The sequence below is a fragment of the Allobosea sp. FBZP-16 genome (assembly GCF_002831785.1).
Classification (GTDB): domain Bacteria; phylum Pseudomonadota; class Alphaproteobacteria; order Rhizobiales; family Beijerinckiaceae; genus Allobosea; species Allobosea lupini.
Genome location: NZ_LNCQ01000014.1, coordinates 109,277 through 127,250 on the forward strand (window position 1 = coordinate 109,277; position 17,974 = coordinate 127,250).

Below are 17,974 nucleotides of genomic sequence, written 5' to 3' on the forward strand. Positions count from 1 at the left end.
CAGGCCGCCAAGCTGGCTTCAGAGGGATGCATTGGGGAAAGGCAGGAAGGACATCGGCCGGATCATCCGCTCCCACCGCCCCACCCTCGTCGGCTACGTCCTGTCGGGTGGATCGCTGGCATCGGCCGCTCTCTCGCAGCTCGTGACCTTCGCCATTCTGGCGCGCGCCCTCGGCCCGGCCGAGTTCGGTCTGTTCGTGCAGATTTCGGCCGTGACCGCGATTGCGGTTCAGATCTGCGGCCTGGGCGCGTCCGATTGCCTGCTGCGCCGGGTCTCGCGCGACCCCGCGAGCTATCCGGGTCTGCTCGGCCACAATCTTCTGTTGATCGGCTTGAGCGGAGCTGCCCTCGTCGCCGGCGGTGTCGCGGCGATGTCGTCCTGGGCCCGCCTGGGCTCAGGCCCTTCGGTCGACATGCCGACCCTGGCGCTGCTGTTCCTCGGCAATGTCGTTCTCGTGCGGCTGATCCTGCTGGTCGAGACCGTCTTCCTCGGCCTCGGACAGATTCATGCCGCCAACCGCGCGGTCATCGGCTTCGCTGCCGCGCGCATGGTCACTGCCGCCCTCGCCTGCCTGCTGTTCAAGGTGTCGAGCCTGTCGGACTGGGCGCTCTGGCAGTGCGGCGGCAATCTTCTCTACGCTTTACTTGGGGCCATCTGGCTCTCGCCCCTCGGCCGGCCACGGCTCGCGATCCTGCGCGATGAACTGCGCGCCGGCCTGCTGTTCGCATCGCAATTCGCCGCGCGGGCCATTCGCTCCAATGTCGACCTGCTGGTCATCGGCCTGTTCACCCCGATCGAGACGGTCGGCAGCTATGGCGTCGCGAGACGGATCATGGACGCAAGCTACCTTGCGATCGACGCGCTCAACCGGCTGCTCTATCCGCGCCTGGCGCGCGAAAGCCGCGACGGCCTGCATCTCGCCTTGCCCACGGCCAGGCGGGCCCTGCTTGCGGCGCTCGCCCTCGGCGTGACGACAGCGCTCACGCTGTTCGTGCTGGCACCCTGGCTTCCTGCCCTGTTCGGCCGCGACTATCGTGATCTCCCGTTTTTCCTCCGCTGCCTCTGCGGCACCATCATCCTCGTCGGCGCATGGGCTGCCGCTGTCGACCTGCTGGGCGCCTCAGGGCGTCAGGATGCGCGGGCCTGGATCCTGAACAGCGCAAATCTTGCGGGCAGTGTCGTCATCGCGGTCGCGACCTGGCTGGCGGCGCCGGTCGGCACCTGCGTCGCGCTCTATGTCATCGAGGTCGCCATCGTCATCGCCGCCTGGCTGGTCCTGCTCCGCCTCGCTCGGAAACACCGCCTGCAAGCGGCGGGGCCGGTTGAGGCGAGCCCCCTGCCCTCATGACCCCTCGTTGACGACCCGGCTCTCGATCCAGGCCCCCGGCGCCTTGCGTGCCTGGATAAAGCCAAGCGGCAAGGCGGCGGCATGGAACAGCCAGGCGACGACCGCATAGAGGCCGAGCGACAAGCTTTTCTGCCGCAGGCTCATGAGACCGACGATGCCGACGATCAGGGCGAGGTCGATGGCGAGCGCGATGACCGGGCTCGGCAGCACGAAGGGTAATGCGAGCATCGCAGCCAGCCAGAGATAGACCACGCCCCAGAGCTTCAGCTCCGGAAGCTCTTCGACGAGGCGCGGCCATTGCGGCTTGCCGAGCGCGGCACGCAGCACTTCGCCGATCCCACGCAGATAACCCGATTTCCAGCGCCGCAGCAGCAGCGCATAGGCGTTGATCGCATGGCCGAAATGGCGGACGAAGCGGCGGTTGAGACGATGCAGGGTCCAGCCCTGCGCCCGCAGGCGCAGGCCGAGGTCGAACTCCTCGTAGCCGTGCAGGTTGCGATCCGAGAGATAGCCGGCCTGCTCGACCGCCTCCCGGCGATAGAGGCCGCCGCCATTCATCCGGTCGATCGTGCCGATCCGGTTCTCCGGCGAGACCCGGCGCCCGCGCCTGACATATTCGAGGCTGGTGTCGTTCATCTCCTCGACATGGCCGGTCACGCCGGCGGCACGCGGATGGGTCGAGAGATAGGCGAGCGCTTCGGGCAGGAAGCCGGGATCGAGCAGCATGTCGCCGTCCATCAGGCAGATGAACGGCTCGCGGCTATATTGGAAGCCGAGTTGGGGGCCGATGCCGCAGCTCGGGCGAATGGTCGGCTCGAGCTGGACGACCTGGATGGGATAGCTGGTGGCAACGGCCAGCGTGCGGTCGCGCGAACCGCCATCGGCGACGATGACTTCGCCGCCGATCCCATCAAGTGCCGCCAGAACGCTCTCGATCGCGGCGCCGATCCTTGCTTCCTCGTTGAGTGTCTTGAGGATGACCGAGACCGCCATCGCGCCAGCCTCAGTGGAAATCGCCGAGGAGCCGGCTCCAGTCCTCGCCGGCGAGGCCGCCGACATAGACATCGCCGCGCGCGATTGCGTCGTTGATCTCCGGAACGCGCGTCAGCGCGACCACGAAGGCCCGGTGGCGGAAGACGAGCCAGCGTTGCAAGGAGAGCCCGGCCATCAGAGCGGGCTGAGCGCGCCCCCGCGCCTCGACATGGCCAGCCTGGTCGAGATGGCGGAACATCGCGTCGAGGACGGCGGGCTCGCGGCCCGGCAGCGACAGCACGTTGAGGACATGCGCACAGCGCCCGGGCACCGCGTAGTAGACGAAGCTGCCGATCACCGCTCCGGCGCGATCGACGACGCCGCGGATCGTGAAGGCGCCTAGCCGTGTATTCTGCGCCGCCAGCGCGATCAGCCAGGAGAGCTCCTCCTCGCTCCAGAGCGGGCGCACCGCGTAATGGGCGACGAGCCGGGGCGCCTGCACGAGGAAATCCGGAGCGGACATCTCGACGACCTCGACGGCGCCCGCTTCCGCCGAGTCCTGCGCCGGCAATCTGCGCCGCAACAGGCTGTCGAGAGGGCGTATGAGGATGGATAGTCCGAAACGCCTGCCACCCAGGAAGCGCTCGGCAACGCGCCAGGCAAGGGCCCCTGCGGGACGAAAGCTGCGCACCCATTCCAGGTTCTGCACCGGGATCGACCTGCCGCCGATCGCGAGGAGATGGTCGCGGCTCGTCGGCGAGGCGCTGTCGCAGAAGGCGAAATCGGCTCGCTTCGGCCGCAGGGCGAGGATGAGCTGCGCCGCTCCGGCGGCCTCCTTCTCGGCATCGGTCATGAAGACGCCGAGAAGCCTACCCGGCAGCACCGTTCCGCAGGCGACGAACCGCATCGGCACGGCCAGCAGCGCGCTGCGGATGCGCCCGTCCTGCTGCTCGTAGACGTGCGTGCCCAGCGTCTCGTCATGGGACGGAGAGGCCAGGGCCAGGGTACAGAGATAGTGCTGAAGCTCCTGATCCGCCGGCTTGTCCGCCCCCCTGAAGACCTTCAGGAACAACCGGGCGACTGCGGGCACATCCGCTCCGGTCATCGGCCTGACAGTGCCCTTGCGCGGGGAGCGCACATGCGCGGCTGTTAGCGGTTCAAGCAGCGACATCGAAGCTCCTGGCATCGGGCGAGACCACGGACGCATATGCGTGGTTGGATAGTCTCGCCTTATGCAACTTATACGTTTAAATCGTAATCGATGCGTAAAATTGAGATAGGCAGAGCGCGTCTGCCGCCCAGCGCCGCTTCGATTGCCAAGCGCCGATCAACTCCATATGTCCGATCGGGTCTATTCCCTCGCTGGCCAGAATTTCCGGTCTCGCCTCCATGACACGCGACATCGCTGCGCGGCGGCACCAGGCCATCCTCGCAACTCTCGACAAGCAGGGCTCGGTGACGGTCGAGGAGCTCGCCCAGTCGCTCGATGTCTCGCGCGAGACGGTTCGGCGCGATCTCAAGGCCCTCTCCGCAGACGGCCTGCTCTCGGTCGTCCATGGCGGCGCGGTCCGGCACGAGCGTTCGGAGGCCTCCTTCGCCAGCCGCCGGACGGTGAACCGCACGGGCAAGGAGAAGATCGCCGATCTCGCGGTCTCGCTGCTCGGTGACGGCATGACCGTCCTGCTCGATTCCGGCACGACGACCGAAGCCCTGGCACGCGCTTTGGCGCGGTCGGACCGCAAGCGGCTGGTCGTCCACACCACCTCGCTCGAGAATGCACGGCTGGCCAGCCGGCTGGCCGACGCCCGCGTCTTCCTGATCGGCGGCGAATTCGACCGCAACGAGGATGCGACCAGCGGCGCGGAGACCTTGCGGGCGATCGCGCGCCTCTCTGCCGACATCGCTTTCGTCAGCGTCGGCGGCGTCGGTCCGGACGGCCACCTCACCGACTACACCCGCGCCGGGGCATCGATCCGCGGCGCGCTGCTGGGCGCGGCCGAGCAGGGCTTCCTGATGGCCGACGCCAGCAAGTTCGGGCTCGTCCTGCCCAGCCGCATCGGCGGCGACGCGCCGTTCGCCGGCCTCCTCGTCGACCAGGCTCTCCCTGCGCCCATCGCCACGAAACTGGCGGAAAGGGGGGTCGCAGTACGCATTTCCTGATTTGACCGTTTTTGTGGTTTTTTGTTGTTTTATGAATCAAGCCCGCTAGACTGCCTCCATCGCGGAGGCATCCCATGTCCATTCCCACCCAGTCCCGTGTCGTCATCATCGGCGGCGGCATCATCGGCTGCTCGCTCGCCTATCATCTGACCAAGCTCGGCTGGCGCGACGTGCTGCTGCTGGAGCAGGGGCGCCTGTCCTGCGGCACGACCTGGCATGCGGCCGGCCTGGTGGGCCAGTTGCGCAGCCAGTCCAGCATGACGCGGCTGATCCGCTATTCGACCGAGCTCTATGCCTCGCTCGAGAGCGAAACCGAACTCGCCACCGGCTGGAAGCGCTGCGGCTCGGTCTCGGTCGCCCGCACGCCCGAACGCATGACGCAGCTGCGCCGGACGATCTCGGCGGCCCGCGCCCAGGGCGTCGAGATCGAGGAGCTCAGCCCGAAGGAGGCCGGCGACAAATGGCCGGTGATGCGCACCGACGACCTCGTCGGCGGCGTCTGGCTGCCCGGCGACGGCAAGGCCAATCCCGCCGACATCACACAGGCGCTGGCGCGCGGTGCCCGCAATGGCGGCGCGATCGTGCGCGAGGGTATCCGCGTCACCGGCGTCGAGACCGACAAGGGCCGGGTCAAGGCCGTGCTGACCGACCAGGGCCGGGTCGAATGCGAGGTGCTGGCGATCTGCGCCGGGCAGTGGTCGCGCGAGGTCGGGCGGATGTGCGGCGTCTCGGTGCCGCTGCATTCGGCCGAGCACATGTACATCGTCACCGGCAAGATCGAGGGCGTGACGCCCGATCTGCCGGTGATGCGCGATCCCGACGGCTACACCTACTACAAGGAGGAGGTCGGCGGTCTCGTCATGGGCGGCTTCGAGCCGGACGCCAAGCCCTGGGGCATGGACGGCATCCCCTACCCGTTCGAGTTCCAGCTCCTGCCCGACGACTGGGACCAGTTCGCGATCCTGATGGAGAACGCGCTGCAGCGCGTGCCGGCTCTCGAGACCGCGCAGATCAAGACCTTCCTCAACGGTCCCGAGAGCTTCACGCCCGACAACAACTTCCTGCTCGGCGAGGCCCCGGAGGTCGCCGGCGTCTATGTCGGCGCGGGCTTCAACTCGATGGGCATCGCCTCGGCCGGCGGCGCCGGCCGGGCGCTGGCCGAATGGATCGTCGCCGGCGAGGCGACCAGCGATCTCTGGCCGGTCGACATCCGCCGCTTCGCCGATTTCAACAACAACCCGGCCTGGCTGAAGGATCGGATCAAGGAAACGCTCGGCCTGCACTACGCCATGCCCTGGCCGAACCGCGAGCTCGATACCGCCAGGCCGTTCCGACGTTCGCCGCTCTATGACCGCCTTGCCGCCAAGGGCGCCGTCTTCGGCTCGAAGATGGGCTGGGAGCGCGCCAACTACTTCGCCCAGAGCGAAGACGAGCGCACGATCGGCTACTCCTTCGGCCCGCAGAACTGGTTCGAGACGGTCGCCGCCGAGCATCGCGCCTGCCGCGAGGCCGCCGGCCTCGTCGACATGAGCAGCTTCGCCAAGTTCCTGCTGCAGGGGCCGCAGGCCGAGGCCGCGCTGCAGCACCTTGCGGCCAACGACGTCGCCGTGCCGGTCGGCACCTCCGTCTACACCGCCTTGCTCAATACGCGCGGCACCTTCGAGAGCGATCTCACCGCCGCCCGCATCGCGCCCGATACCTATCTGCTCCTGACCGGCACTGCACAGGCGACCCGCGACGCCCACTGGATCCGGCGCCAGCTTCCCGTCGGCGTGACGCTGACGGACGTGACCTCGGCTTATGCCGTGCTCTCGCTCTGCGGCCCGAAGGTGCCGGAGATCCTGGCTCGCGTCTCGCCGACCTCGTTCGACCTAGCCGACTTCCCGGCCAACGCCATCCGCCAGATCACGATCGGCTACGCCACGACATGGGCCTGCCGCCGCTCCTATCTCGGCGATGGATTCGAGCTCTATGTCCCCGCCGAGTTCGCAGCCGCGATCTACGACGCCCTGCACGAGGCCGGCGCCGATCTCGGTCTCGTCGATGTCGGCTACTACGCCGTCGACTCGCTGCGCATCGAGAAGGGCTTCCGGGCCTGGGGCCGCGAACTGACGCCCGACGTCAACCCCTTTGAGACCGGACTCGGTTTCGCGGTGAAGCTCGGCAAGGGCGATTTCATTGGCCGCGAGGCGCTGGTCGCGGCCAAGTCGGCTCCCCGCACGAAACGCCTCATCGCACTGGTCGGGCCGCGTCCGAGGGGGCAGATGGCCTGGGGCGGCGAGGCGATCCTGGCGAACGGCAAGCCGGTCGGCGAGATCACCTCGGCTGCGTTCGGAGCGACCATGGACGGAATCGTCGCACTCGGCTGGGCCGAAAGCCACGAGCCGATCGACCAGGCCTGGCTCGATGCGCGCGAATGGACGATCGACCTCGCCGGCACGACGGTCCCCGTCACGGCCAGCCTTGCCGCGCCGCTCGACCGCAAGCCGGGCCAGAGGACGTAGACCATGGCCGACGCTCATTCCGCGCATGTCCCGACCCAGGTGCGGGACTTCAAGGTGCAGAAGCCTGACCGTATCCTGACGCTGTCCTGCGAGGATCGCCCGGGCATCGTCCATGCCGTCAGCGGCGTGCTCTACCGCCATGGCTGCAATATTCTGGAGAGCGCACAGTTCAGCGATCCGCGCGACGGCCGCTTTTTCATGCGCGTCGCCTTCGCGGCGGGCGAGGGCTTCGACAAGGCCGCGTTCAGACGCGAGTTCGACGGTGTCGCCGGCACCTTTCGCATGGAGTGGCACGCGATCGAAGCCGCCGCCCCCGCGCGCGTGCTCCTGATGGTTTCCCGCTTCGGACATTGCCTGAACGACCTGCTGTTCCGGCAGGCCACGGGCAATCTCAACATCGAAATCCCCGCCATCGTCTCCAACCATCGTGATTTCGAGGCATTGGCGCGCAGCTACGATATCCCTTTCCACCATCTGCCGGTCACGCCTGCCAACAAGGCCGAGCAGGAAGCACGGCTGCTCGAAATCGTCGCGGAGACCAGATCCTCACTGGTCGTGCTCGCCCGCTACATGCAGGTGCTTTCCAACGACCTCTGTCGCGCGCTCGACGGGCGGGCGATCAACATCCATCACTCGTTCCTGCCGAGCTTCAAGGGCGCGAAACCCTATCATCAGGCCTATGATCGCGGCGTGAAGCTGATTGGAGCGACCGCGCACTACGTCACCCCGGATCTCGATGAAGGCCCGATCATCGACCAGGACGTCGGGCGCGCCGATCATTCGCTCGCTCCGGACGATCTCGTCAGCGTGGGGCGCGATATCGAGGCGGTGGTGTTGGCCCGCGCGCTGCGCCTGCATGTCGAACGCCGGGTGATGCTGGCCGGCCGCCGCACCGTGATCTTCCGCTAGGAGCACCGGCGTGGGAGCCCGCATCCTCGACGGCCGCGAGATCGCGCGCGACATCCGTGCCGAGACCTCTTTGCGGGTCGCCGATCTGGCCGCAAGTGCCGGTGTCGTTCCGCATCTGGTCGTGATCCTCGTCGGTGAGAACACGGCCTCGCGCGTCTATGTCGACAACAAGGTACGCGCCTGTGCCGAGGTCGGCATCAGGTCCACGCTCCTGCGCTTCGGCACGGACATCCCGGCAGATGGCCTCATCCATGAGATCGAGCAGCTGAACCTATCTCCCGACATCCACGGAATCCTCGTCCAGCTGCCGCTGCCACCTCACCATGACATCCAGGCCGTGCTGCGGACGATATCGGTCGACAAGGATGTCGACGGCTTCCACCTCTACAATGTCGGCGGGCTGGTCGTCGACCGAACGATCTTCTCTCCCTGCACGCCCTATGGCGTCATGCGCATGCTCGATCACGCCGCGATTCCGGTCGAGGGACGAAATGTCACGATCGTCGGGGCCAGCAACATCGTGGGCAAGCCGATGGCCCTGATGATGATGGCGCGCGATGCGACCGTTTCGGTGTGCCATGCCAAGACGCGGGACCTCGCACAGTACACCATCCTTGCCGACATACTGATCGTCGCCGCCGGCGTGCCCAGGCTGATTGGAGCGCAAATGGTCCGCACCGGTGCGGTGGTGATCGATGTCGGCATCAACCGCGACCCGCAGGGCAAACTGCTCGGCGACGTCGACTTCGACGCAGTCAAGGCGAAGGCATCCTATATAACGCCAGTGCCGGGCGGCGTCGGTCCGATGACGGTCACCATGTTGCTGGTGAACACTGTTTCTGCTGCCGAGCGGATCGCCGGCAAGGTCGCGAGAGCACCGATATCAGCGCAAGCTGACGGCTGATCGCCACAGCCGGCTTGCCCGGAGCCTCTATCTCAGGCGAACACGACGTTGCGCGTCTGCGCCCGCAGGCGCGGATCGTGCGAGCGGATCTGCACCGGTTTGCCGTCCAGGACCTCGAAGCAGCGCGCCAGCGTATCGTCGGAAAGGCGCCGCATCGCCTCGGCGGTGAAAAAGGTCAGGTGCGGGAACAGGATGACGTCGTCGCGCCCGAAGAGCGGGCTGAGCGGATGGCCCTGCCGGGCGAGCGGTTCCTGGCTGTAGACATCGAGGCCGACCCCGCCGAGCCGGCCGGCCAGCACCGCCTCGACCAGTGCCGCCTCGTCGATCAGCGCACCGCGCGAGACATTGACGAGGATGGCGCCGGGCTTGAGGCAGGCGAGTTCCGCCTGGCCGATGACATGGCGGGTCGCATCGTTCAGGACGCAATGCAGCGAGACGAAGTCGCATTGCCGCAGCATCGCGTGGAGATCATCGATTTTCTCGATACCCGCGGCGGCCATGGTCGCGGTGTCGACATGCGGATCGTAGCCGAGGACGCGGGCGCGGAAGCCCTGCCCGGCCATCCGCGCCATGCTTCGCCCGATCTTGCCGGCACCGACGAGCCCGAGCGTCGCGCCGGCGATGTCACGGCCGAGCCAGCGCTGCGCCGGCCAGACCCAGCCCTCGCTCTGGATGGCGCGGCCAATCTCCGGCATCCGTTTGGCGAGCGCGATCATCAGGGCGAAGGCGCCTTCCGCAACCGTCTCCTCGGCATAGTCAGGCACGTTGACCACCGGGATGCCGCGCGCCATCGCCGCGGGGATATCGATCGCGTCGATGCCGACGCCGTATTTGACGATGCCCTTCAGCCTGCCGGCCGCGGCGATCACCCGCTCGGTGACCGGCGTGTAGCACATCAGCAGGAGGTCGGCCTCGGCGACCTCCCGCGCCAAAGCCTCCTCGGAAATTCCGTCGGGCAGCGTGACGAGCTCGACGCCGCGGGCGCGCAGGCCGGCGTCGATCTCAGGGCATTCCAGCTCGCGGTCGGTGCGGACAGCCTTCATCATCGCCCCTCAGCCTGCGAGAATCGCCTGCTCAACGATGTCGAGCGCGCGGTCGAGTTCGGCGCGGGCGATCACCATCGGCGGCGACAGGGTGAGGATGTTGCCCTGGCTGATCTTGAAGCTCAGCCCGCCTTCGAGGCAGCGATAATAGACGCGCTCGGCCAGAGCATTGTCGGGGGTGAAGTCAGCGCGGTCCTTGACCAGTTCGACCCCGAACAGCAGGCCGCGCCCCCGGACATCGCCGATTGAGGGGCAACGCTCGCTGAAACTCCGCAGGCGGTCCATCGCATGGGCGCCGAGCTCGGCCGCCCGCTCGGTCAGCCCCTCTTCGCGGATGATCGCGATCGTCGTCAGCGCCGCGCGCGTGGTGACCGGGTTCTTCTCATGCGTGTAGTGGCCGATGGCGTAGCCGCCGGCGACGTCGAGATCGCGACGGGCGATGACCGCGGCGATCGGCAGGATGCCGCCGCCCAGCGCCTTGCCGAGCACGACCATGTCCGGCTGCACCCCGTCATGCTCATGGGCGAAGAAGCGCCCGGTCTTGCCGAGCCCGGTCGGAATCTCGTCGAAGATCAGCAACGTGCCGTGCCGGTTGCAGGCCTCGCGCACGCTCTTCCAGAAGCCCGGTGCCGGCGGATAGGGCGTCGCCCGCATCGGCTCGGCGACGACGGCGGCGACATCCCCCTCCCTCGCCAGTACATAGGAGATCATCTTGGCGCAGGCGCGGGCGGAATCTTCCAGATTGTCGTGGCCATAGGCGCAGTTGCGGGTGCCCCAGGGCGCGACATGCTCCGCTCCGGGCAGAAGCGGGCCGGCGATGCCGGAGCGGAAGGTCGCTTCGCCGCCGACGCTGGAGGCGCCGAAGCCGGCGCCGTGGAAGGCGTCCCAGAAGGACAGGGTCTTGAACCGGCCGGTGGCGGCGCGAGCGAGCCGCAGCGCCACCTCGATCGCATCCGAACCGCCGGTGGTGAAGAGCACCTTGCCGAGATCGCCCGGCGCCAGCCGCCCGAGCGTCTCGGCAAGCTCGACCGCCGGCTCGCAGGTGAAGCGGCGCGGTGAAAAGCAGAGATCGTCGAGCTGCTTCTTGATCGCCTCCTTGAGGCGGGGGTGCCCGTAGCCGATATGGTGGACGCTGTTGCCATGGAAATCCATGTAGCGCCGCCCCATCGTGTCCTCGATCCAGATGCCTTCCGCCTTGGCCATGGCGGTGAGACAGGGGCTCGACAGGCTCTGGTGCAGGAAGGCGGCGGAATCGCGCGCCAGCAGCCGGCGCGTCGCCGCGTCGCCGATGCCGGCGTTCCAGCCGCTGCGTGCGGCAGAGGTGTTGGATTCGCCCTCGGTGTGGACGATCGCGGAAGCTTCGGCGCGCATGAGCAGTTCCCGTTTCACGCCCCGGCACGGTGCGACGGGATGCAGAATGGCGGCAACCGAACGATCTGAAAAATCGTTAATTCATATCCATCGATAAATTTCAGCGATATCGTGCGGCACCCTCCGCACAGGTCCCAGTCGCATGCGCTATGTCCAGCTCCGAGCCTTTCACCAGGTCGCGCTGTCGGGCGGCTTCTCCAAGGCAGCCCAGGCGCTGCACCTCACCCAGCCGGCCATCTCCGACCAGGTCCGGCGGCTGGAGGAGGAGTACGACGTCGCCCTGTTCAGCCGGCGCCATCGCCAGATCGTCCTGACCCCGGCGGGCCACCGGCTGCTTGCCGTCACCCACCGCCTGTTCGGCGCCGAAGGCGAGGCGCTGGAGCTGCTGCAAGAAGAGCGCTCGCTGCGGACGGGCTCGTTGCGGATCGTCGCCGATTCCGTCCAGCACGTGCTCGACGTGCTCACCGCCTTTCGCGCGCGCCATCCCGGCATCCAGATCAGCGTCGCGCGCGGCAATACCGGCAGCATCGTCGAGATGCTGACCGGCTACGAAGCCGATATCGGCGTGCTCGGCGAACTCGGCGACGAGCGCCCCTTCGAAGTCCTTCCGCTTAACGTCTCGCCGATCATCGCCTTCGCCGCCCGCAGCCATCCGGCCGCGGCTAGAGCGAGCCTTTCGCTGGCTGAACTGAGCGACTGGCCGCTGATCATGCGCGAGGCCGGCTCGCGCACCCGCCAGATGCTGGAGCAGCGGGCGGCGGAGAGCGGCATCGCGCTCAGTTACGCAGTGGAAGCGGAAGGACGCGAGGCTGTCGGGGCGATCGTGGCCGCGGGCGGCGGGATCGGCTTCGTCTCGGCGGCGGAATTCGGCGAGGACGATCCGCGCCTTGCCCGCATCGCGCTCGACGGCCCGCCGCTCCTGATGCGCGAGACGCTGATCTGCCTGCATGAGCGCCGCAACAGCAAGGCGATCCAGGCCTTCTTCGCAACCGCGCAGGCGCTGCGCAGCCGGCCTTAACAGGCCGGAAACAGAGTCGCTTAGGCGTTCTCCTTCACTCCGCCGCGCGCAGGAGCCTGCTGCCGATCAGAGCGCCCTTCTGCTCCAGCAGCCCGTGCACGGTCGCAGCGATGTGGGCGTCGATCCGCTTGAGGTCGCGGGTGATGTCGAGCTGCAGTGCGCTGACGACGACGGCCTCGCGCTGGCCGGTGCGCATCTCGGCGAGATGGGACTCGATCGCCTCGCGTTCCAGCTCGCGAAAAGTCTCCTTCTCGCGGATGATGCGGCGCGCCGTCATCTCGTCCTCGGAGATGAAGACGGTGATCGCAAGGCGCAGGTGATCGCGCAGCCGTTGGTGCATGTCGGCGATGCGCTCGAGCGCCTCGGGCGGCAGCCGGCGCTGGTCGCGGATACGCTGCCCGGCCATCTGCATCAGGTTCTTTTCGACGATATCGCCGATATGTTCGAGGTTGATCGCCAGCACCAGCACCGCCGAGAGCCGGCGTTCATCGGCTTCCGACAGGGCCGTCCGGGGGATCGCGCCGACATAGAGCTGGATATGGTTGAACAGGCTGTCGAGCACGTCGTCGGCGCGGCTCACTGCAGTGACGCGCGCGAGATCATCGCCTTCGAAGGCCGAGAGCGAGGACTTCAGCATGTCGTCGACGACATCGACCATGCGCAGCACCTCGCGCGTCGCATTGGAGAGTGCGATCGTCGGCGTCGCCAGAGCGGCCTTGTCGAGATAGCGCGAGCGCGACGGATCGGCCTCCGGGGCAGGCTCGGGCATGACGCGCATCAGCAGCCGCGCGATCGCCGGCAGCGGCACGAGGAAGAGCGCCGCCATCGCCAGGTTGAAGGCGAGATGGAACAAGGCCGCCGCCTGCGCAGGCGCAAGAGCAAGCTGCTCGACGAGCCGGGTCAGCAAGGGCAGCAGAACCAATCCGAGCAGGCAGCCGAGGGCCCGGTTGGCGATGTTGCCGAGCGGCACCCGACGCGCTGCGGCATTGCCCTTGAGCGCCTGGACGAGCGGGTTCATCGCCGTGCCGAGATTGCAGCCCAGAACCATCGCGAGCATGGTCGGCGTGCCGATCACGCCGGTGGCGGCAAGGCTCATCACGATCAGGATCGCCGCGAGTGAGGAATGGGCGGCGAAGCTCAGTGCCGCCGCCAGCAGCAGCGCGATCAGCGGGTCGCCCGAGAGCGAGCCGAGCACCGTGCGCAGCACCTGCGAATGCTCGACCGGCCCCATCGTGCCCTGCATCAGCCGCAGCGACAAAAGCATCAGGCCGAGGCCGAAGAGCGCCTTCGCCGTCTCCCGCGCCGGCAGCCGCCCGAAGCGCCGCATGCCGGCATAGCCCGCCAGGATCAGCAGCGGCACGAGCGTGCTGGTGTCGAAGCTGACGAACTGGACGATCAGCGTCGTGCCGACATTGGCGCCGAGCATCATCGCCAGCGCCGGCGCCAGCGCGATCAGCCCCGCCCCCGAGAAGGAGGCGATCATCATCGCCGTGGCGGTGCTGGACTGCAGGCCGGCGGTCACCAGTACGCCGGCCCCGAAGGCGCGCCAGCGGCTGTCGAGGCCGGTCGCCAGCACGGCGCGCAGGCGGCTGCCGAAAGCGGCGGAGATGCCCGCCGTCACCATCTGCACGCTCCAGAGCAGCAGCGCGACCTCGCCGGCGAGCGCGAGCAGGATCTGGGTCGGCGTCTGTCCGGTCATGGCGACGCGTCCGGCGGAGCTAGCGCTCGCGCCAGCGTTGCAGCCGGACGAACACCAGCCGATCGAGCCCGACATGGGCGAGCTTCACGGCGATGGCGGTCAGCATGATCACACTCGCCATGCCGGCGGCCGAGGCGATGGCGCCGGCTTCGTCCATGTGGACGATGGCGATCGAGGCGAGCTTGGTGTCGGCACCATAGAGGAAGATCACGGCCGAGACCGTAGTCAGCGCGTTGACGAAGACATAGACGGCGATGTCGAGGATCGCCGGCAGGCAGATCGGTGCGGTGACACGCCGGAAGGTCGACCAGAACGGCACCTTGAGCGAAGCGGAGACCGATTCGAACTCGCTATCGATCTGCTTCAGGCTGGTCAGGGCGGTGATGTGCCCGACCGTGTAGAAATGGGCGATGGTGTTGATCACCAGGATGGTCAGCGTCCCGTAGAGAGCGTTGAGCGGATTCCAGCCGGCGTTGAAGAAGAAGACATAGCCGAGGCCGAGCACCAGCCCGGGCACCGCCATCGGCAGCATCGCCAGGAACTGGGCGAAGGCGCGCAGGCGCGGGAACAGCTTCAGCTTCTCGATCAGATAGGCGCCGGTGAAGATCAGCGCCGTGCCGATCACCGCCGTCAGCGAGGCCAGCAGCAGCGAATTGCCATAGGTCGACCAGCCCTCGGGATCGACGGCGGCAAAGTCGTAATTGTTCAACGTCAGCGAGAGATTATAGGGCCAGTATTTGACGAAGGAGCCCCAGATCGCGATGCCGTAGGGGCCGACGATGGCGAGGGCCGTCAGGCTGACGAAGCCGAGGAGCGCGAGGTCACGGCGCCTGTCGGGCCGCGGCGCATAGGGCACGGCGCGGGCCGAGAGCATGGCGCTCTGGCGGCGCTGGACGGCGCGGTCGACGAAGAAGGCGAGCACGGCCGGCACCAGGAGGATGATGCCGACGACGGCGCCCATCGGGAAGTTCTGCTGCCCGACGACCTGGCGATAGGCGTCGGTCGCCAGCACGCTGAACTGCCCGCCGATCACCTTGGGAATGCCGAAATCGGTGATCACCAGCGTGAAGACCACGAAGGCCGCGCTGATCACGCCGTAGCGCGCGCCCGGCAGCGTGATCGTGTGGAAGATGCGCCAGCGCGTCGTACCCATCGCCTCGGCCGCCTCGCGCAGGCGGCCGTCCGAGAGGCCGAGCGCCGTCACCAGGATCAGCACGGCATGGGGGAAGCTGTAGAGCGCCTCGGCGGCGATGATGCCGACCGGCCCGTAGAGCGAAGCGCCCATCATCCAGGATTTGAGCAGGCCCTGATTGCCGAAGATGTAGATCAGCGCGAGGCCCGACAGCAGCGAGGGCGCGAAGACCGGCACCATCGCCGCGGCATAGAACAGCCCGCGGCCGGGAATGCAGCTGCGGCGCAGGGCGTAGGCGTAGAGAAAGGCGAGCGGCAGCACGATTCCCGTGGTGACGCTGGCGACGAGCAGGCTGTTGGTCAGCGAGGAGAGCAGCGTCGGCGTCGTGGCGTAGCTGACGAAGTTCGCCAGCCCGACGAAGCGGCCTTGGGTATCCTCGAGGCTCTTGGACAGCAGCGCCCAAAGCGGCAAGGCGATGATCAGGATGAGCACCGCGCAGAGCGCCAGGATCAGCACGCCGGCGACGTGGCGTTCGCTGAGCCGCGGCGGCGAGAGCTTCACGGTGGCATTTGTCATCGTGAGCGGTGTCGCGGCATGGCTCATCGACTGCCCCCGGCAAAGACATGCAGCGCCTCCGGCGGAAACGCGACCGTGCGCACCTGTCCCGGCTGGATGCCGAGATCGCGCATCGCATTGGTCGAGAAATCGGCGGCGATCCGCGTCGAGCGCGAATGCGTCGGCTCCAGATGCGCCCGGCAATAGGATCCGAGGAAGGAGAGATCGCCGATCGTCGCATCGAAGCGGTTCGGGGTCTCGGCCGTGATCGAGCGGGTGCGGACCTCCTCGGGACGCATGGCGAGCCGCACCGACGTGCCCACTGCAAAGGGCGCGGCATTGGCGACGAGCAGGTCGAGCTCACCGACGCGCACCTGGCCCGGCCCGGTGACGACGGCATCGAGGAAGGTCATGTGGCCGACGAAATCGGCGACGAAGGGCGTGCCCGGGCGGCGATAGATCTCCTCGGGCGTGCCGACCTGCTCGACGGCGCCATTGCTCATCACGACGATGCGGTCGGCCATGGCGAGGGCCTCCTCCTGGTCGTGGGTGACCATGATCGTGGTTACGCCGAGCCGCTGCTGGAGAGAGCGCATCTCGTCGCGCAGCCTGATCCTGACCTTGGCGTCGAGCGCCGAGAGCGGTTCGTCGAGCAGCAGCAGCTCCGGTGCAGTCGCGAGCGCGCGGGCCAGGGCGACGCGCTGCTGCTGGCCGCCCGAAAGCTGGATCGGGTACTTCTTGCTCTGTTCGGGCAGGCCGACGAGCGCGAGCAGCTCTTCGACGCGCCGGTTGATCTCGGCCGACGGCCGACGGCGGTTGACCAGGCCATAGCCGACATTGTCGGCGACCGTCAGGTTCGGGAACAGCGCATAGGACTGGAAGACGATGCCGAAATCGCGCTCGGCAGGGCTCGCACGGGAAACGTCGCGCCCGCCCATCTGGATGCTGCCGCTGTCCTGCAGATCGAGGCCGGCGATCGCACGCAGCAGGGTGGTCTTGCCGCAGCCCGACGGGCCAAGGAAGCAGACGAACTCGCCGCGGTGGATGTCGAGATCGATGCTGCGCAGGGCCTGGAAAGCGCCGAAGCTCTTGGCGAGCTTGCGGATCGAGATAAACGGAGCCGTGTTCGTGCTCATCTTGCCGACCTTCATCTGGACGCGCAGCTGGCTTCGGGCGCGATCTGTCATCACGCCCTGCATGAAACGCGCCGGCCTGGCCCGCCGCGGCGAGCCTGGCCGGCGCGCTGGCGTCAGTTCTTCGGCGCCGCCTTCGACTCGTAACGCTTCGACCATTCGGCGAGGACGCGGTCGCGATTATCGGCCATCCAGGCCAGGTCGTTCTTGATCATCCCGGCTTCGGCATTGGCGGGATAGTTGGCGGGCTTGTTCTCGATGCCCGGCGCCGCGACGATCGCATAGGTCTTGGAATACAGCTCGTTGGCCTCCTTGGTGGTCGACCAGTCGGCGACCTTCTTGGCCAGGCTGAGGTTCTTGCTGCCCTTGACGATGGCGCTGGCTTCCATTTCCCAGCCGACGCCTTCCTTCGGGATCACCACCTCGATCGGCGCGCCCTTGCTCTTCTCGGAGGCGCCGCGCATGTCGAGCGCCAGGCCGACGGTGCGCTCGCCGCGCGCCGCCTGGACGCAAGGCGCCGAGCCGGAATGCAGATAGGCGGCGATGTTCTCGTGCAGGCCGTCCATGAACTTCCAGCCCTCGGCCTCGCCCATGCTCTGCAGCCAGCCCGCAACCATCAGATAGCCGGTGCCGGACGAGGCCGGATGCGGCATCACGATCTTGCCCTTGAGGGCCGGGTTGAGCAGGTCCTTCCAGGAGGTCGGCACCGGGACGCCCTTGGCCTCGGCGGTGTTAAAGCAGACGACGCCGAGATAGGCGTCCATGCCAGTCCAGGTGTAGGGCTCGCTGCCGTCGCGGAAGACCGGCTTCAGCGCATCGGCGCCGGCCGGCTTGTAGGCTTCGAGCAGCCCCGCCTTCTCGAACATCAGGAGGCTCGACGCGGCCAGACCCATCACCATGTCGGCCCGCGGATTGTCCTTCTCGGCCAGGAAGCGGGCGGTGATGACGCCGGTGGAATCGCGGACCCAGACCACCTCGGCCTCGGGCACGGCCTTCTCGATCGAGGCCTTGAACGGGCCGAGCTGGTCGTTCTCCAGCGCGGTGTAGACCGTCACCTTCGTCTTCTGCGCCAGGGCGGCGCTGGGAAGCGCGAGTGCAAAGGCGCCGACGAGGCAGCTAGCAAGCCAATTCTTCATGATCTCATCCCCTCTTATTGATCGGTTTGAACGCTCTTTCGACGTTTCTTCCCCTGACATGCAAAAACGCAGGCGGATTGCTCCGCCTGC

Annotated in this window: 14 protein-coding genes; 6 read left to right on the forward strand and 8 right to left on the reverse strand. The window is 67.5% G+C overall.

What is annotated here, in order from left to right; genetic code table 11:
• Window positions 1–31 precede the first annotated feature (31 nt).
• Window positions 32–1,348, forward strand: a complete 1,317-nt coding sequence (locus CXY91_RS04705; protein ID WP_100959493.1) for a lipopolysaccharide biosynthesis protein — start codon at window positions 32–34, stop codon at window positions 1,346–1,348.
• Here CXY91_RS04705 and CXY91_RS04710 read toward each other — a convergent pair.
• Both CXY91_RS04710 and CXY91_RS04715 read right to left on the reverse strand, forming a co-directional pair.
• Window positions 1,343–2,341 carry a glycosyltransferase family 2 protein gene (locus tag CXY91_RS04710; protein ID WP_100959494.1) on the reverse strand — a complete coding sequence of 333 codons (999 nt, stop codon included), beginning with the start codon at window positions 2,339–2,341 and terminating at the stop codon, window positions 1,343–1,345. The two genes, CXY91_RS04705 and CXY91_RS04710, sit on opposite strands and share 6 nt — an antisense overlap.
• Window positions 2,342–2,351: 10 nt before the next feature.
• A complete protein-coding gene (locus CXY91_RS04715; RefSeq protein ID WP_100959495.1) occupies window positions 2,352–3,491 on the reverse strand; it encodes a GNAT family N-acetyltransferase in 1,140 nt (379 codons plus the stop codon).
• Between the two features lie 218 nt (window positions 3,492–3,709).
• Here CXY91_RS04715 and CXY91_RS04720 point away from each other — a divergent pair, with 218 nt between their 5' ends.
• From CXY91_RS04720 to CXY91_RS04735, 4 genes are all read left to right on the forward strand, one after another.
• The gene (locus CXY91_RS04720; protein WP_100959496.1) at window positions 3,710–4,480 is read left to right on the forward strand and encodes a DeoR/GlpR family DNA-binding transcription regulator; all 771 of its coding nucleotides are present in this window, start codon (window positions 3,710–3,712) and stop codon (window positions 4,478–4,480) included.
• A gap of 74 nt (window positions 4,481–4,554) precedes the next feature.
• Complete coding sequence (locus tag CXY91_RS04725; RefSeq protein WP_100959497.1) at window positions 4,555–6,984, forward strand: GcvT family protein; 2,430 nt, start codon at window positions 4,555–4,557, stop codon at window positions 6,982–6,984.
• Window positions 6,985–6,987: 3 nt separating this feature from the next.
• A complete protein-coding gene (gene purU / locus CXY91_RS04730) occupies window positions 6,988–7,893 on the forward strand; it encodes a formyltetrahydrofolate deformylase (protein ID WP_100959498.1) in 906 nt (301 codons plus the stop codon).
• A 10-nt stretch (window positions 7,894–7,903) separates the two neighbouring features.
• Window positions 7,904–8,797 carry a bifunctional 5,10-methylenetetrahydrofolate dehydrogenase/5,10-methenyltetrahydrofolate cyclohydrolase gene (locus CXY91_RS04735; protein ID WP_100959499.1) on the forward strand — a complete coding sequence of 298 codons (894 nt, stop codon included), beginning with the start codon at window positions 7,904–7,906 and terminating at the stop codon, window positions 8,795–8,797.
• 32 nt (window positions 8,798–8,829) lie between these two features.
• Here CXY91_RS04735 and CXY91_RS04740 read toward each other — a convergent pair whose 3' ends face one another.
• Both CXY91_RS04740 and pbfA read right to left on the reverse strand, forming a co-directional pair.
• Entirely contained in the window at window positions 8,830–9,843 is a 1,014-nt protein-coding gene (locus CXY91_RS04740; RefSeq protein WP_248307355.1) for a 2-hydroxyacid dehydrogenase, read from the reverse strand.
• Window positions 9,844–9,849: 6 nt separating this feature from the next.
• Window positions 9,850–11,211, reverse strand: coding sequence for a (R)-1-hydroxy-2-aminoethylphosphonate ammonia-lyase (gene pbfA, locus CXY91_RS04745; RefSeq protein WP_100959500.1), 1,362 nt, complete (start codon window positions 11,209–11,211; stop codon window positions 9,850–9,852).
• A 142-nt stretch (window positions 11,212–11,353) separates the two neighbouring features.
• Here pbfA and CXY91_RS04750 point away from each other — a divergent pair, with 142 nt between their 5' ends.
• The gene (locus tag CXY91_RS04750) at window positions 11,354–12,229 is read left to right on the forward strand and encodes a LysR substrate-binding domain-containing protein (RefSeq protein WP_100959501.1); all 876 of its coding nucleotides are present in this window, start codon (window positions 11,354–11,356) and stop codon (window positions 12,227–12,229) included.
• A 34-nt stretch (window positions 12,230–12,263) separates the two neighbouring features.
• On the opposite strand, the gene CXY91_RS04755 is transcribed toward CXY91_RS04750, so the two are convergent.
• From CXY91_RS04755 to CXY91_RS04770, 4 genes are all read right to left on the reverse strand, one after another.
• Complete coding sequence (locus CXY91_RS04755) at window positions 12,264–13,928, reverse strand: Na/Pi cotransporter family protein (protein WP_100959606.1); 1,665 nt, start codon at window positions 13,926–13,928, stop codon at window positions 12,264–12,266.
• A gap of 19 nt (window positions 13,929–13,947) precedes the next feature.
• Window positions 13,948–15,636: a putative 2-aminoethylphosphonate ABC transporter permease subunit gene (locus tag CXY91_RS04760; RefSeq protein WP_248307356.1), complete on the reverse strand. Its 1,689-nt coding sequence runs from the start codon at window positions 15,634–15,636 to the stop codon at window positions 13,948–13,950.
• A 23-nt stretch (window positions 15,637–15,659) separates the two neighbouring features.
• Window positions 15,660–16,766 (reverse strand): putative 2-aminoethylphosphonate ABC transporter ATP-binding protein, encoded by a 1,107-nt coding sequence (locus CXY91_RS04765; protein ID WP_199777363.1) that lies wholly within the window; start codon window positions 16,764–16,766, stop codon window positions 15,660–15,662.
• A 98-nt stretch (window positions 16,767–16,864) separates the two neighbouring features.
• Complete coding sequence (locus tag CXY91_RS04770; protein ID WP_100959503.1) at window positions 16,865–17,884, reverse strand: putative 2-aminoethylphosphonate ABC transporter substrate-binding protein; 1,020 nt, start codon at window positions 17,882–17,884, stop codon at window positions 16,865–16,867.
• Window positions 17,885–17,974 lie beyond the last annotated feature (90 nt).

Coding starts and splice junctions, on each gene's coding strand:
- CXY91_RS04710 (WP_100959494.1), bottom strand. CDS start 2,341: ATGGCGGTCTCGGTCATCCTCAAGACACTCAACGAGGAAGCAAGGATC.
- CXY91_RS04715 (WP_100959495.1), bottom strand. CDS start 3,491: ATGTCGCTGCTTGAACCGCTAACAGCCGCGCATGTGCGCTCCCCGCGC.
- CXY91_RS04720 (WP_100959496.1), top strand. CDS start 3,710: ATGACACGCGACATCGCTGCGCGGCGGCACCAGGCCATCCTCGCAACT.
- CXY91_RS04725 (WP_100959497.1), top strand. CDS start 4,555: ATGTCCATTCCCACCCAGTCCCGTGTCGTCATCATCGGCGGCGGCATC.
- purU (WP_100959498.1), top strand. CDS start 6,988: ATGGCCGACGCTCATTCCGCGCATGTCCCGACCCAGGTGCGGGACTTC.
- CXY91_RS04740 (WP_248307355.1), bottom strand. CDS start 9,843: ATGATGAAGGCTGTCCGCACCGACCGCGAGCTGGAATGCCCTGAGATC.
- pbfA (WP_100959500.1), bottom strand. CDS start 11,211: ATGCGCGCCGAAGCTTCCGCGATCGTCCACACCGAGGGCGAATCCAAC.
- CXY91_RS04750 (WP_100959501.1), top strand. CDS start 11,354: ATGCGCTATGTCCAGCTCCGAGCCTTTCACCAGGTCGCGCTGTCGGGC.
- CXY91_RS04755 (WP_100959606.1), bottom strand. CDS start 13,928: ATGACCGGACAGACGCCGACCCAGATCCTGCTCGCGCTCGCCGGCGAG.
- CXY91_RS04760 (WP_248307356.1), bottom strand. CDS start 15,636: ATGACAAATGCCACCGTGAAGCTCTCGCCGCCGCGGCTCAGCGAACGC.
- CXY91_RS04765 (WP_199777363.1), bottom strand. CDS start 16,766: ATGAAGGTCGGCAAGATGAGCACGAACACGGCTCCGTTTATCTCGATC.
- CXY91_RS04770 (WP_100959503.1), bottom strand. CDS start 17,884: ATGAAGAATTGGCTTGCTAGCTGCCTCGTCGGCGCCTTTGCACTCGCG.